This is a genomic window from Curtobacterium sp. VKM Ac-1393, assembly GCF_015350995.1.
Lineage (GTDB): Bacteria > Actinomycetota > Actinomycetes > Actinomycetales > Microbacteriaceae > Curtobacterium.
The window spans coordinates 154,504-167,234 of sequence record NZ_JADKRW010000003.1; the positions used below are offsets into that span (position 1 = coordinate 154,504).

The 12,731-nt window shown below is 69.6% G+C and carries 11 protein-coding genes; 7 read left to right on the forward strand and 4 right to left on the reverse strand.

Annotation, left to right across the window (positions count from 1 at the left end; genetic code table 11):
- Positions 1-10: 10 nt before the first annotated feature.
- Both ITJ59_RS07850 and ITJ59_RS07855 read right to left on the reverse strand, forming a co-directional pair.
- Positions 11-1,000 carry a carbohydrate ABC transporter permease gene (locus tag ITJ59_RS07850; RefSeq protein ID WP_194650554.1) on the reverse strand — a complete coding sequence of 330 codons (990 nt, stop codon included), beginning with the start codon at positions 998-1,000 and terminating at the stop codon, positions 11-13.
- Positions 997-1,944: a carbohydrate ABC transporter permease gene (locus tag ITJ59_RS07855; protein ID WP_194650555.1), complete on the reverse strand. Its 948-nt coding sequence runs from the start codon at positions 1,942-1,944 to the stop codon at positions 997-999. The genes ITJ59_RS07850 and ITJ59_RS07855 overlap by 4 nt, the downstream gene beginning before the upstream one ends.
- 190 nt (positions 1,945-2,134) lie before the next feature.
- Here ITJ59_RS07855 and ITJ59_RS07860 point away from each other — a divergent pair, with 190 nt between their 5' ends.
- Entirely contained in the window at positions 2,135-3,169 is a 1,035-nt protein-coding gene (locus ITJ59_RS07860; protein ID WP_194650556.1) for a LacI family DNA-binding transcriptional regulator, read from the forward strand.
- Positions 3,170-3,490: 321 nt separating this feature from the next.
- On the opposite strand, the gene ITJ59_RS07865 is transcribed toward ITJ59_RS07860, so the two are convergent.
- Positions 3,491-4,996: an alpha-N-arabinofuranosidase gene (locus tag ITJ59_RS07865; RefSeq protein WP_194650557.1), complete on the reverse strand. Its 1,506-nt coding sequence runs from the start codon at positions 4,994-4,996 to the stop codon at positions 3,491-3,493.
- 272 nt (positions 4,997-5,268) lie between these two features.
- Here ITJ59_RS07865 and ITJ59_RS07870 point away from each other — a divergent pair, with 272 nt between their 5' ends.
- From ITJ59_RS07870 to ITJ59_RS07880, 3 genes are read left to right on the forward strand one after another with little or no spacing between them, the layout of a single operon-like run.
- Positions 5,269-6,624: an extracellular solute-binding protein gene (locus tag ITJ59_RS07870; protein WP_194650558.1), complete on the forward strand. Its 1,356-nt coding sequence runs from the start codon at positions 5,269-5,271 to the stop codon at positions 6,622-6,624.
- A 54-nt stretch (positions 6,625-6,678) separates the two neighbouring features.
- Positions 6,679-7,650: a carbohydrate ABC transporter permease gene (locus ITJ59_RS07875; RefSeq protein WP_194650559.1), complete on the forward strand. Its 972-nt coding sequence runs from the start codon at positions 6,679-6,681 to the stop codon at positions 7,648-7,650.
- 1 nt (position 7,651) lies between these two features.
- Entirely contained in the window at positions 7,652-8,566 is a 915-nt protein-coding gene (locus ITJ59_RS07880; protein ID WP_194650560.1) for a carbohydrate ABC transporter permease, read from the forward strand.
- Positions 8,567-8,767: 201 nt separating this feature from the next.
- On the opposite strand, the gene ITJ59_RS07885 is transcribed toward ITJ59_RS07880, so the two are convergent.
- Positions 8,768-9,607 (reverse strand): siderophore-interacting protein, encoded by an 840-nt coding sequence (locus ITJ59_RS07885; protein ID WP_194650561.1) that lies wholly within the window; start codon positions 9,605-9,607, stop codon positions 8,768-8,770.
- A gap of 28 nt (positions 9,608-9,635) precedes the next feature.
- On the opposite strand from ITJ59_RS07885, the gene ITJ59_RS07890 reads away from it, so the two are divergent.
- The 3 genes from ITJ59_RS07890 to ITJ59_RS07900 are packed head-to-tail and all read left to right on the forward strand — an operon-like array spanning position 9,636 to position 12,720.
- Positions 9,636-10,715, forward strand: coding sequence for an iron ABC transporter permease (locus ITJ59_RS07890; protein WP_323749447.1), 1,080 nt, complete (start codon positions 9,636-9,638; stop codon positions 10,713-10,715).
- Positions 10,712-11,863, forward strand: coding sequence for a FecCD family ABC transporter permease (locus ITJ59_RS07895; protein ID WP_323749448.1), 1,152 nt, complete (start codon positions 10,712-10,714; stop codon positions 11,861-11,863). Before ITJ59_RS07890 ends, ITJ59_RS07895 begins: the two co-directional genes overlap by 4 nt.
- Positions 11,860-12,720, forward strand: coding sequence for an ABC transporter ATP-binding protein (locus ITJ59_RS07900; RefSeq protein ID WP_194650563.1), 861 nt, complete (start codon positions 11,860-11,862; stop codon positions 12,718-12,720). The genes ITJ59_RS07895 and ITJ59_RS07900 overlap by 4 nt, the downstream gene beginning before the upstream one ends.
- Positions 12,721-12,731: the final 11 nt, after the last annotated feature.

A 12,731-nucleotide genomic window follows, 5' to 3' on the forward strand; every position in this document is an offset into this window, starting at 1 on the left:
GTCCGACGGATCAGGCCTTGACGGACCCGGCCGCGAGGCCGGACTGCCAGAAGCGCTGGAGGAAGAGGAACGCGACCACGATCGGGATGATCGTGAGGAGCGATCCCGTGACGACGAGGTTGTAGATCGGCTGCGCGCCGGACCCGGTGGCCTGCGCGTTCCACTGGTTCAGGCCGACGGTCAGGGGGTACCACTTCGGGTCGCTCAGCATGATGAGCGGCAGGAAGTAGTTGTTCCAGGTGGCGACGACCGCGAAGAGCAGGACGGTGACGACACCGGGAGCGAGCAGGCGGAGCGCGATGGTGAAGAAGATCCGGAACTCGCCGGCGCCGTCCATGCGGGCGGCCTCGAGGAGCTCGGCGGGGATCGCGTCGACCGCGTAGGTCCAGATGAGGTACATGCCGAACGGGCTGATGAGCGACGGCAGGATGATCGCCCACGGGGTGTTGGTCAGGCCGACCTGGGAGAAGAGCAGGAAGGTCGGGACCGCCAGGGCCGTGCCGGGCACCGCGATGGCACCGAGCACGATGGCGAACACCGCGCGGCGACCCGGGAACTGGAACTTCGCCATGCCGTAGCCGGCGACGGTCGCGAGCAGCGTGGCGCCACCGGCACCGACGACCACGTAGAGCAGCGTGTTGCCGAACCACTGCAGGAAGATGCCGTCGTTGTACGTGACGGTGTCGACGATGTTCTGCCAGAGGTTGAAGTCCCCGCCGAACCAGAGCCCGAAGGTGGACAGCAGCGACGACTGCGTCTTCGTGCTGTTCACGAGCAGGTAGAACAGCGGCGCGAACGAGTAGACGACGAAGACGACCATGACGGCGGTGAGCAGGCCGGAACGCTTCGGCTTGCGTCCGTCGACGTGCTGCTCGGCCTTCCGCTCGGCTTTCCGGGAGGCCCGGGTCGAGCGGGTGCGTGGGTCGCGCTGCGTCGTGGTCGCCTCGGTGACCGTGGCCGGTCCGGCGGCGCCGGTCGCGGGGTGCTGGATGGTGCTCATCGGTTCTCCTGGCGGGTTCCGCGGACCTGGACGACGTAGGCGATCACCGCGGTGATCACGCCCATCACGATCGCGACGGTGGCGGAGTAGTTGAACTGCTGGCCGCTGAAGGACAGCGAGTAGGCGTACATGTTCGGGGTGAAGGCGCTGCCGATGACGTTCGGGGCCAGGGTCTTCAGCAGGTTCGGCTCGTTGAAGAGCTGGAAGCTGCCGATGATCGAGAAGATCGTGGCGATGACCATCGGGCCGCGGAGCGCCGGAAGCTTGATCGAGAAGACCGTGCGCAGGGGGCCGGCACCGTCGAGCTCGGCGGCCTCGTACAGCTCGCCGGGGACGGTACGCAGGGCGGCGTAGAAGATCAGCATGTTGTAGCCGAGGAACTCCCACGTGACCACGTTGCCGATGGAGGTGAGCACCCAGCTGGGGCTGAACGGTTGCAGCAGGTCGATGCCGAGCGCGTCGTTCGCCGCACCCGTCAGGCCGAACTGGTTGCCGTAGATGAAGCCCCAGATCAGGGCCGCGACGACACCGGGAACCGCGTAGGGCAGGAACACCGCGATGCGGAAGAACGACGTGCCCCAGAGTCGCGCGCTGTCGAGCGCGAGGGCGGCGACGAGAGCGAGCCCGAGCATGATCGGCACCTGGACGACCAAGAAGATCGCGACCCGGCCGAACCCGGACCAGAACTTGGCGTCCTGGAAGAGCTGCACGTAGTTGGCGAACCAGACGAACTGGTTGCCGCCGATGAGCTGGTCGCGGAACAGGCTGAGCCACAGGGCGTACCCGATCGGCACGATGAGCATCGCGATCAGGACGACCACGAACGGCCCGACGAAGAGCCAGCCGGTCCAGCGTCCCCGCGCCTTGGTGCGCCGACCGGCCGGGCGGGGCGCTGCCGGCTGCGCTGCGGCTGCTTCGCCGGGGCGCGCTGCGAGCGTGCTCATGTGACTCCTTCGTCTGCTGCGTTCGGGTGGTCGATGTCGGCGTCGCAGCCCTGGACGGATCAGGGGTCCGGGGCGGTCACCGATGTTGACGTCAACATCGAACGTCAGGACGATAGCATGGCAACGTCAACATGCGCTAGCGTCCGGGGAGGCAGACTGCGCGAACCCGCACCGGAAGGAGCGTGAGCCGATGACGACCGAGTCCCCCGCCGGCACTCGCCGCTCCCCCTCGATGGCCGCCGTCGCCGACGCCGCCGGGGTCTCGATGCAGACGGTCTCGCGCGTCGCCCGGGGCTTCGAGAACGTCAGCCCGGACACCCGCGACCGCGTACAGCGCGCGATGGACACCCTGGGCTACCGGCCGAACCGGGCGGCCCGGGCACTGCGCTCCGGACGGTTCCGCACGATCGGCGTGATCATGTTCACGCTCGCCTCGTTCGGCAACATGCGCACGCTCGAGGCGATCGCCGATGCTGCGGGCGCCGCCGACTTCACGATCACGCTGCTCCCGATGGCCTCGCGCACCGAAGAAGGCGTGCGCTCCGCGTTCTCACGCCTGCACGAACAGGCCGTCGACGGCGTCGTGATCATCATCGAGTCGCACATCATCGACACTGCCGAGGTCGTGCTGCCCGACGGCGTGCCCATGGTCATCATCGACTCCACCGGCAGCACCGACCACCCCGCGATCGACACCGACCAGACCGACGGCGCCCGCCAGGCCACGCAGCACCTGCTCGACCTGGGCCACGAGACCGTCTGGCACGTCGCCGGTCCGACCTCGTCGTACTCCGCCGCACGCCGCTCGGCCGCGTGGCGGGACACCCTCGTGCGCGCCGGTCGCGTCGTCCCGCCGGTGTTCCACGGCGGCTGGACCACCGAGCACGGTTACGCGGCCGGACTCGAGATCGCCGCACGCCCGGACATCACCGCCGTGTTCGCCGCCAACGACCAGACCGCCCTCGGGGTGCTCCGCGCCGCGCACGAGTCCGGGCGGTCCGTGCCGTCGTCGCTCAGCGTGGTGGGGTTCGACGACTCCCCCGAGTCCGACTCGTTCTGGCCGCCGCTCACCACCGTGCACCAGTCCTTCGACGAGGTCGGACGCCGAGCAGTCGCCAACCTGCTCGCCCAGATCGACGGCGAGTCCGTGTCGGCAGCCCCCGACCTGGTGCCCGTGCGGTTGGTGGAGCGGGCGAGCACGGCGCCGCCGCCCGCCGCGCGCTGACGCGCGCGCACGACGAGCGCGCACGACGCGCGCGCACGTTTCGCGCCCAGCGACACCGCACGCGCGCCGCGCCCCGTGAACTGTCGCCCAGCCCGTGAACTCGCGCACGCGCCGGACGGGAGGCACGGTGCCAGCCCGCCACGGGCCTCCCGTCCGCCAGCGCGCACGTTTCGTGCCCAGCGACACCTCACGCGCGCAGCGCCCCGTGAACTGTCGCCCAGCCCGTAAAGTCGCGGCCGAAACGAGCAGAGGACGTCGGGCGCGCGCCCCCGACGTCCTCTGTGCTCACTCGACGCCCGCCGCAGCGAACGCCGAGGCGTCTCAGCCGATCGACACGGCGGTCCAGGACACGGGCGGCAGTTCGATCGTGACGGTGTCGCCGTCGCGGCTGACCGTCTCGTTCGTGCGGAGCGACACCCGCGTGTTGTTCCCGAGGTCGTTCACGGCGTGGATGTCGTCGTCCCAGACACCCTCGGCACGGACGTCGCCCGAGGCCGCCAGGCCCGCGAGGTCGATCGTGACGGTGGTCGACTCGGACGGGTGGCGGTTGATCAGGAACACCGCAGCCTTGCCGTCCTCGGAGACCGTGGCCGCCGAGTCCACGACCGGGACCTCGCCGTACTTGCCGCCGTCGACGGTGTCACCAGAGGCCTTGACCTGCAGCGACGTACCGTTCGCCAGGCGCGACGTCAGCGAGAACGGGAAGAACGTCGTCTGGCGCCAGGCCGGGCCGCCGGGCTCGGTCATGATCGGGCCGATGACGTTGACGAGCTGCGCGAGCGAGGCCGAGGCGACGCGGTCCGCGTGGCGGAGCAGCGAGATGAGCAGCCCACCCACGACGACGGCGTCGGCGACGGTGTAGACGTCCTCGAGCAGACGCGGGGCAACCGGCCAGTCCTGCGGCCCGAAGGTCTTCTGCTGCTCGTTCCACTTCGAGATCGACCAGACGTTCCACTCGTCGAACGAGATGTCGATGCGCTTGTCGGACTTCTTCTGCGCCTGCACGTGGTCGGCGGCGGTGGTGACCGTCTTGATGAAGTGGTCCATGTTGACGCCGGCGGCGAGGAACGACGGCAGGTCGTCGCCCTCTTCGTAGTAGGCGTGCGCCGAGATGTAGTCCACGTCGTCGTAGGTGTGCTCGAGGACGGTGCGCTCCCACTCGCCGAACGTCGGCATCGACGCTCCGGAGGAACCGCAGGCGACGAGCTCGAGGTCGGGCTGGATCTGCCGCATGGCCTTCGCGGTCATGGCGGCGAGCTTGCCGTAGTCCTCGGCGTTCTTGTGGCCGAGCTGCCACGGGCCGTCCATCTCGTTGCCGAGGCACCACATCTTGATGGCGAAGGGCTCCTGGCGGCCGTTGGACTTGCGGTACTCGGACAGTGCGGTGCCGGCGTCGATGTTCGCGTACTCGAGCAGCTCGATCGCCTCGGCGGTGCCGCGCGTGCCGAGGTTCACGGCGAGCATGAGCTCCGAGCCGACCTGGTCGAGCCAGTGCTGGAACTCGTGCAGACCGACCTCGTTGGTCTCGGTCGAGTGCCAGGCGAGGTCGAGGCGCTTCGGACGCTGCTCGACGGGGCCGACGCCGTCCTCCCACTTGTAGCCGGACACGAAGTTGCCGCCGGGGTAGCGGATGGCGGAGACGCCGAGTTCCTTGACGAGCTCGACCACGTCCCGGCGGAAACCGTGCTCGTCGGCGGTCTCGTGCGCGGGCTCGTGGATGCCGTCGTAGACGTGGCGGCCGAGGTGCTCGACGAACCCGCCGAACAGGCGACGTCGTACCGGCCCCACGGTGAACGCGGCGTCGAGGACGAGGTGTGTGCGGGGCATGGATCTCCTTCGATCGTGCGAGTGCGGGTGCTTCTGGTCGTGCGGCGAGCGACGTGGGGATCGATGCGGCCAGGGTGCGGACACCGTTGCGGGCCGTCACGAAAGTGAGCGCTCACCTGACAGAAACGCTACCGGGTTCCACGGCGACGCGAAAGGGGTGGCGGATGATCTTCGCGAGCGCTAATGTGAGCGCTCACGGAGCACCGACCCACCGCTCCGACGGGAGCACCGACCCTGCTCCCGAGCCCGGCCCATCCCGATGGAGTGATGCCATGCCGAACCGACCAGCAACACCCGCGTCGCGCCTCTCGCGCCGCGGTTTCCTCGCCGCCGGAGCGGCCGCCGCGACGGTCTTGCCGCTCGCCGCGTGCTCGAGCCCGATCGCCGCCGGCCTGGCCGGCAGCGCCCTCGACCCCGAGACGCTCGTCTTCTGGAACCTCTTCGGTGGTGGTGACGGCCTCCGCATGCAGGCGATGGAAGCCGGCTACGCGAAGCAGCACGGGGGCTCGAGCTCGCTGCAGGCCACCACGTTCGCGTGGGGCAACCCGTACTACTCCAAGCTGACGCTGGCCACCGTCGGGAACAAGCCGCCGGACGTCGCGGTCGCGCACCTCACCCGCGCGAAGCCGCTCTGGGACGGCGACCTGCTCGACCCGATCACCTCCGAGGACCTGGCAGGGGTCGGTCTCAGCGCCGCCGACTTCAACCAGAAGGCGTGGACCGCGCAGAAGACCGACGGCAACAACATCGCCATCCCGCTCGACACCCACCCCTTCGTGCTCTTCTACAACGTTGATGTGTGCAAGAAGGCCGGCCTGCTGGACAGCGACGGCAACCTCAAGGACCTGAACGGCATGGACGCCTTCGAGAGCGCCCTCGCCGCGGTCTCGAAGGTCACCGGCGGCAACGCGCTCAACGTCGCGAACGTCGTGCCCGAGACCGCGACCCCGTGGCGCTTCTTCTGGACGCTGTACAACCAGATGAACGACGCGACGCCGTTCATCAGCGACGGCGGCTCGAAGTTGACCGTCAACGAGGACGCCTACAACGAGGTCACCAGCCGCACCCAGAAGTGGGTCAAGGAAGGCTGGCTGAACAAGGCACTCGACTACGCGACCGCCGAGTCGCTGATGTTCGAGGGCAAGGTCGGCTTCTTCATGCAGGGCGAATGGGAGATCAGCACCGCACAGTCCATCAAGGGCCTGAAGTTCGGCATGGCACCGATCCCGCAGCTGTACGACAAGCCCGCCACCCAGGCCGACTCGCACACCTTCGTCCTGCCGAAGAAGGACCGCACGCCGGAGCAGCGGAAGCAGCACATGCTGTTCATCAAGCAGATGCTCGAGCAGAGCCTGACCTGGGCCGAGGGCGGACACGTGCCCGCCTACATCCCCACGTTCGACAGCAGTGCCTACAAGAAGCTCACGCCACAATCGAACTACGCGGCCGCCGCCGAGACGGCCGTGTTCGACGACGCCGCCTGGTACGGCGGGTCCGGATCGACCTTCGAGGGCACGGTGGGCGCACAGCTCGCCCTCGTCCAACAGGGCAGCTCCTCTCCTGCGCAGGCGCTCAGCGCCATCAAGTCGCAGCTCGCGACGTACCTCAACACCCCGAGCCCCCTGTGACCGGGCACGCGAGCACCACGAACGCCGTGAACACCGCGCGAAAGGCACGATGACGTGACCACAGCACCTGTCCTCGACCGGCCCACGGACGCGACTGCCGCGCCGCGTCCGCGCCGGAACCGCACCTACGGCACCAGTCTCACCCGCGGCCAGGGCCGGAGCGGCTGGCTGTTCCTCGCCCCGTTCGGCCTGTTCTACGTGGCGTTCCTGCTCGGCCCGACGGTCTGGATGATCGTCTCGAGCTTCTTCAACACCTCGACGGTCCGCACCGGGCTCGGCAGCTTCGCCGGGTTCGCGAACTACGCGGAGATGCTCGGACGCCCGGACTTCTGGTCCTCGCTCTGGCACACCCTGCAGTTCACGCTGTACACGACCCCGCCGCTCGTCATCCTGGCCTTCCTGTTCGCCGTGCTGACGAACCGGATGAACAGGGGCCAGTGGTTCTTCCGTCTGGCGTTCTTCCTGCCGTTCATCCTGCCGTCGGCGACGATCTCCCTCATCTGGGTGTTCATCTTCACGCCGGCGACCGGCCTGTGGGCGAGCATGCAGTCCCTGCTCGGCATGACACCGGGTTCGGGCATGCTGTCCAGCCCGAACACCGCGATGATCGGTGTCGCGATCGCCACCGTGTGGTGGACCCTCGGCTTCAACTTCGTGCTCTACCTGGCCGGCCTGCAGGAGATCCCGCGCGAACTGTACGAGGCCGCCGCAGTCGACGGCGCGTCGAACTGGCAGCAGATCAAGTCGATCACGCTACCGCTGCTCGGCCGCACCACGACGCTGGTGATCCTGCTGCAGATCATCGCGAGCCTGAAGATCTTCGACCAGGTGTACCTGATGACGAACGGCGGGCCGGGCATCTCCACCCAGGTCTCCCTGCAGCTCATCACCGGTGTCGGCTTCACCGACAACCGACTCGGCGCCGCATCGGCCGCATCGGTCCTCTTGTTCATCGTGATCGTCGCGATCGCGGTCATCCGGCAGCTCGTCGAGCGCGCTGCCGCCAAGCGTGAGATCGGGGCCTGACATGACCGCCACTGAGAGCATCACCACCGGTCGTTCCAAGCTCCGTACCGGCGTCTCGGCCGCAGCACCCGCGAACGCGGCGAAGATCGGCGTCTCCGGCAAGGGCTTCAACCTGGTCGCCGGCATCATCCTGTCGGTGTTCGCGATCATCTGGCTCATCCCCAGCCTGTTCGCTTTGAAGACGTCCCTGTCCGACAACGGTGTCGCAGCCCTCGGCGCGAACTCGATCCTGTCGAACTGGAACCCGACACTGCACTCGTACGCGTCGCTCTTCGGCGCCGGGGACATCTGGAACTGGTACCTCGCCAGTGCCATCACGAGCGTCGTCACCGCGGTGCTCACGGTGTTCTTCGCCTCGATGGCGGCGTTCGCGTTGTCCCGACTCGTGTTCCGCGGTCGGAACATCGCGTTCCTGCTCATCATCCTCGGGATCATGATCCCGACGCAGGTGCTGATCATCCCGATCTTCCAGGAACTCAACGCAGTCGGTCTGCTGAACACCTACTGGTCGGTGATCTTCCCGCAGGTCCCCGCCGTGATCGCGGTGTTCATCTTCAAGCAGTTCTTCGACGGGATCCCGAAGGAGTTGGAAGAGGCCGCACGCATCGACGGTGCCAGCATCTGGAAGGTCTACTGGTCGGTCATCCTGCCGCTGTCGCGTCCGGTGATCGCCGCGGTCACGATCCTGACCTTCGTCGGGGTCTGGAACAACCTGCTGCTGCCGCTGTTCGTGCTGTCGAACCCGGACCTCATGACGATCCCGGTCGGGCTCGCCACGGTCCAGGGCAGCTTCGGTCAGCGCTACGCGGACATCCAGGCCGGGGCGATCCTGGCGGCGTTGCCGCTGATCATCCTCTACCTGATCTTCCAGCGGCAGATCGTGGAGGGCGTGACGGGCTCCGGTCTCAAGGGCTGACGCCACCCCACGACGAACGGGAGGCCCGGTGCCAGCTGGCACCGGGCCTCCCGTCCGTCGTGTCGGTCGCGTCCCGGGCGCGGGTCGCCTGCCGGAATCGGGCGTACCTGGCGGAAACGGGCGTACCCGCCGAGAAGTTCCGTGACGGTACGCCCGGGAGCACCAGGCATCGCACACGCCATGGGAAGGAACGGGCGCCGCTCAGGCGGAGACGGACTCCTTGGCCTCGTGCTTCCAGAACCCAGAGAACGTGATGCGCGACTTCGGCAGGCCCGCGCGGTGCAGGTGCCGGCGCCCCTCGGTGGCGAGCGTCGACTCGCCGACGACGAAGGCGTAGCCGCGGTCGTCGGAGGGCACGTGCCGCTGCAGTTCGGCGAGCGCAGCGCGGCCCGGGACCGCGTGGTGGTCGACCTCGTCGCGGACGATCCACGTGACCGCCACCCCGGCCGGAGCGTCGATCGCGCGGACGTCCCCGGCGGTGGGGACCTCTTGGATGATGCGGCCGACGGCGTTCCGGGGCAGCGACGCGGCGATGCCGAGGACGCCGGGCAGGCCGGTCTCCTCGGCAGCGATCACGATCTCGCTGGTGTCGTCGGGGCAGTCGAAGATGCAGCCCTGGTCGAGCATCGCCAGCTGGTCGCCGGCCCGGGCGGCGCAGGCCCAGATCGCTGCGCGGCCCTCGGGCTCGCCGTCGGCGTCGGTGTGCACGACGAAGTCGATGTCCATCTCCGCGGTGCCGTCGGGCCTCGGGCGGAACGCGGCGACGGTGTAGTTCGCGCAGTGCGGGCGGATGTCCTCCGGGATCGCGAGGAAGGTCGGCCACCACTTCTTGCCGTCCAGGTCCGGCATCCGGAACGCGTCCTGGTCCGGGCGACCGGTGAACAGGCGGAACCAGTGGTCGAAGCCCAGGAACGGGAACTCGTGCAGGTCGTCGCCGGTGACGGTGACGCGCTGCATCGACGGCGTGGTGCGCTCGGTCCGCAGGACGTGGGCGCGGAAGAGCCGGGGGTTCTCGGGCAGGAGCCGCGGAGTCTTCGCCATGAGGCAAGGCTAACCTAAGATGTTTTCCGTGCCAGCCCCTTCTCCTGCCCTGGCTTCCGTCTCGGAGGCCCGCACCGCCGAAGCGTCAGCAGCCCTCGGCGTCCACCGGACCGCGGTGCGCCGACGCGTCCTGGTGATCGTCGGACTGCTCGTCGCGCTCGTCGTGGTGGCGGTCGCGAGCATGCTCCTCGGCAGCAACCGGATCGGCGTCGACCGGGTGCTCGACGGCCTGCTGCGGACGGGATCGACCACCGACGAGGCGATCGTCTGGGGCTCCCGGGTCCCGCGCACGCTCATCGGCGCCGCGGTCGGTGCGGCCCTGGGCATCGCGGGGCTCCTGATGCAGGGGCACACCCGCAACCCGCTCGCCGACCCCGGGCTGTTCGGGGTCTCGTCGGGTGCCGGACTCGCGGTCGTCCTCGGTGTGTACGTGTTCGGGGTCACCAGCACGAGTGCGACCGTGTGGTTCGCCCTCGGCGGGGCATTGGTCGCGAGCGTCGTCGTGTTCTCGGTGACCGTCGCGGGCAGTGGGACGGCCAGCCCGGTGCCGCTCGCCCTCGCTGGCGCCGCCGTCTCGGCCCTGCTCGGCGCGCTCACCTCGTTCGTCGTCCTGACCGACCAGGACTCGCTCGACGCCTACCGCCTGTGGGTCGTCGGGTCCCTCGCCGCGCGGCAGCTCGACATCCTCGGCGCGGTGTGGCCGTTCCTGGTCGCCGGGCTGGTGCTCGCGGTCCTGAACGTGCGGGCGCTCGACGCGCTCGGGCTCGGGTCGGACCTGGCGAAGGGCCTGGGCGAGAACGTGCTCGCCGCGCGGCTCGTCGGGCTCGGTGGCATCACGCTGCTCGCCGCCGGCGCGACCGCGGCCGCCGGCCCGATCGGGTTCGTCGGCCTGACCGTTCCGCACGTCGCCCGGGCCCTGGTCGGCACCGGACACCGGTGGACGCTGCCGGTCTCCGGGCTCGTCGGGGCGGCGCTCGTGCTGCTCGCCGACGTCGTGGGACGTCTGATCGGCGGGTTCTCCGAGGTCGAGGTCGGCATCGTCCTCGCTGTCATCGGCGGTCCGGTGTTCGTCGCCGTCGCCCGTCGTCGATCGCTGGTGTCCCTGTGAGCGGCACGACCGACCGCACGCGCGGCACGACCGACCGCACGCGCGGCACGACCGACGGCGCAGCTGTGTCCGTGGCCGCCGTCACGGTCCGGGCACCCGGCCGCACCGGTGTCCGCATCGGCCCGATCGGTCTCGCCTGGCGCCCGCGGGTGTTCTGGTACACGGTCGCATCCCTCGGCCTCGTCCTGGTGCTCGTCGTCCTGGGCGTCGCGATCGGGTCGACCTGGATCGCCCCGGGCATCGTGGTGCGCTCGCTGCTCGGGCTCGAGAGCGGTCCGCACGCCTTCATCGTCACCACGCTCCGGCTGCCCCGGGTGCTCACCGGTGCGTTCGTCGGCCTGACCCTCGGCATCGCCGGCGCTCTGACGCAGACCTTCACCCGGAACCCCCTCGGCACCCCGGACATCATCGGGGTGACGTCGGGTGCGAGCGTCGGCGCCGTGGCTGCCATCGTGCTCGGCGGTGGCACGTACTCGGTGTCCTCTGTGGTGCTCGGCGGCGGGATCCCGGTCGCTGCGACGATCGGTGCGCTCATCGCGGCAGCCGTCGTGTACGGCCTCGGCTGGCGCGGCGGGGTGCAGAGCTACCGGCTCATCCTGGTCGGCATCGGTGTGAGCGCGACCCTCGACGCCGTGACGAGCTACCTGCTCGTCCGCGCCAAGATCACCGTCGCCACGGCGGCGTCGCAGTGGCTCGTCGGCAGCCTGTCGAGCACCTCGTGGTCGAGCGTCTGGCCGCTGCTGATCGTCGCCGCGGTCGCGGTGCCGATCGCTCTCGCGACGAGTGCGGCGCTCGGCATCGGGCAGCTCGGCGACGAGGTCGCCACAGGCGTCGGGCTCGCCGTGCAGCGGCACCGTCTGCTCGTGATCGCACTGGCGGTGGTACTCACCGCAGCAGCCGTGGCCGCCGCCGGACCGGTCGGCTTCGTCGCGTTCGTGGTCCCGCAGGTCGGACTCCGGCTGGCGGGGACGAACCGACCACCGCTCCTGCTCGCCGGCCTGCTCGGCGCCGCGCTGGTCCTGGCCGCGGACCTGCTGTCCCGATCGGCGTTCCCGTGGCAGGTGCCCGTCGGCATCATCACGACCGTGATCGGCGCCCCCTACCTGATCTGGCTCCTCATCCGTCACCGCAAGGAGATGTCCCGATGACGACACCCCCGTCCACCCCGGTCCTCGAAGCCCGCGGCCTGTCCGTCGGCTACGACCGGCACCCCGTGCTGACCGACCTGGACCTGCGGATCGAGCGCGGCACCGTCACGACGTTCCTCGGCGCGAACGGCTGCGGCAAGTCGACCCTGCTCAAGGCGTTCGGCCGCGTGCTGAAGCCGCAGTCCGGCGAGGTCCTGCTCGACGGCGCTCCGATCCGCAAGGAGCCGAACCGCCAGGTCGCACGGAAGCTCGCGATCCTGCCGCAGTCCCCCGTCGCGCCCGCCGGCACCAGCGTGCTCGACCTCGTGATGCGTGGCCGCAACCCGCACCAGTCGTGGGCGAAGCCGTGGACCGCGGACGACGCCGACGTCGCCGAGCAGGCCATCGCGGCGACCGGCCTGACCGAGGTCGCGCACCGCGACGTCGCGAGCCTGTCCGGTGGGCAGCGCCAGCGTGCGTGGATCGCCCTGGTGGTCGCGCAGCAGGCCGACACGTTGCTGCTCGACGAGCCGACGACCTACCTCGACCTCGCGCACCAGCTCGAGGTCCTGCGCCTGGTCCGTCGACTCAACCGCGAGCAGGGTTCCACCATCGTGATGGTGCTGCACGACCTGTCGCTCGCGGCCCGGTTCTCCGACCGGCTCGTCGTGCTGCACGAGGGCGGTGTGGTCGCTGACGGCGCGCCGAACGACGTCCTGACCCCGGCGTTGCTCGAGCGGGCCTTCGGGCTGCACGCCCGGGTGTTCCCGGATCCCGTGACTGGTGCCCCGATGATCGTGCCCGAGGCCGACGAGCACGACCCGTCGCCGATCCGCGAACGCGACACCGTGCTGGCGACCGCGGCAGACTTAGGTTAGCCTCTCCTAAC

Coding starts and splice junctions, on each gene's coding strand:
- ITJ59_RS07850 (WP_194650554.1), bottom strand. CDS start 1,000: ATGAGCACCATCCAGCACCCCGCGACCGGCGCCGCCGGACCGGCCACG.
- ITJ59_RS07855 (WP_194650555.1), bottom strand. CDS start 1,944: ATGAGCACGCTCGCAGCGCGCCCCGGCGAAGCAGCCGCAGCGCAGCCG.
- ITJ59_RS07860 (WP_194650556.1), top strand. CDS start 2,135: ATGACGACCGAGTCCCCCGCCGGCACTCGCCGCTCCCCCTCGATGGCC.
- ITJ59_RS07865 (WP_194650557.1), bottom strand. CDS start 4,996: ATGCCCCGCACACACCTCGTCCTCGACGCCGCGTTCACCGTGGGGCCG.
- ITJ59_RS07870 (WP_194650558.1), top strand. CDS start 5,269: ATGCCGAACCGACCAGCAACACCCGCGTCGCGCCTCTCGCGCCGCGGT.
- ITJ59_RS07880 (WP_194650560.1), top strand. CDS start 7,652: ATGACCGCCACTGAGAGCATCACCACCGGTCGTTCCAAGCTCCGTACC.
- ITJ59_RS07885 (WP_194650561.1), bottom strand. CDS start 9,607: ATGGCGAAGACTCCGCGGCTCCTGCCCGAGAACCCCCGGCTCTTCCGC.
- ITJ59_RS07900 (WP_194650563.1), top strand. CDS start 11,860: ATGACGACACCCCCGTCCACCCCGGTCCTCGAAGCCCGCGGCCTGTCC.